The sequence below is a fragment of the Burkholderia sp. Se-20373 genome, assembly GCF_017104705.1.
GTDB lineage: Bacteria > Pseudomonadota > Gammaproteobacteria > Burkholderiales > Burkholderiaceae > Burkholderia.
On sequence record NZ_JAAGPH010000356.1, the window covers coordinates 1 to 1,109 of the forward strand.

The 1,109-nt window shown below is 62.4% G+C and carries 1 pseudogene; it reads left to right on the forward strand.

The window, feature by feature from the left end:
• A pseudogene (locus tag G3N96_RS38735) lies at window positions 1–1,109 on the forward strand (RHS repeat protein); the annotation flags it as partial.

Genomic DNA, 1,109 nt, shown 5'->3' on the forward strand with positions numbered 1-1,109 from the left:
GAGCACGCGACGGCCAGGGCCGTGCGTGAATGGGCCGACGACGGCAGCTACGATACGACGCTGGAGTGGGACCCGAACATTCGCTTGACCTACGTCACCGACGCGCTCGGCCACGAGACCTGGTACTACTACGACATTCTGGGCTACACGTACCGCATCCGGCATGCGGACGGACGTTCGGAATGGCTGTTCCGGGACGACGCGAAGAACATCGTGCGTCACATTCATCCCGACGGCAGCGTCGAGACCTTTACCTACGACGAGCGCAGCAACCTGGTGTCGCATACCCGGGCCGACGGCTCCACGGTGTATTTCGCGTACGACGCCCGCGACAACGTGCGCAAGATTCGCGATGGCGAAGGCGGCGTGTGGCTGCGCGACTACAACACCAAGGATCAACTGATCGAGGAAATCGATCCGCTGGGCAACAAGACGGAATACGTCAACAACGCGCTCGGCCAGCCGGTGGAAATCGTCGATGCGAAGGGCGGAAAGAAGCAGCTTGCCTACAGCCCGACCGGCCAGTTGACGTCATATACCGATTGCTCGGGCAAGACGAGCCGATGGCAGTACAACGGACGCGGGCAACTGGAGCGATTCACCGATGCAGCAGGGGGCGTGACGCAGTATCGCTATGCCGAAGGGCAACTGGCCGAAGTGGTTCGTCCCGATGGCGTCGCCGAGCAATTCGAGCGGGATGCGGAAGGGCGGCTGCTGGCTCACGTCGACGGGCTGCTGCGGCGAACCGAATGGCGCTATACGCGCGCGGGCCTGATTGCCACGCGCACGGGTGCAAACGGTGAGACGCTGGGTTATCGATGGGACAAACTTGGCCGTCTGGAGGCGTTGAAGAACGAGAACGGGCGAGAGACGTCGTTTGAGTACGACCCCGTTGGTCGACTGCTGACTGAGACGGGTTTTGATGGCAAGACGAGCTGGTACCGGTACGACCCGGCCTCGGGTGTCCTTCAGAGTGTGCAGAACGGCGACCAGGGACATCGGATCACGACGGTCGAGTTCGATGCGGTTGGCCGGCTGACGTCGCGTCAGACCGGGCAATGGGATTCGGACGCCCGTCAGTGGAAATACGGCGAGCAAGAGCGATTCGC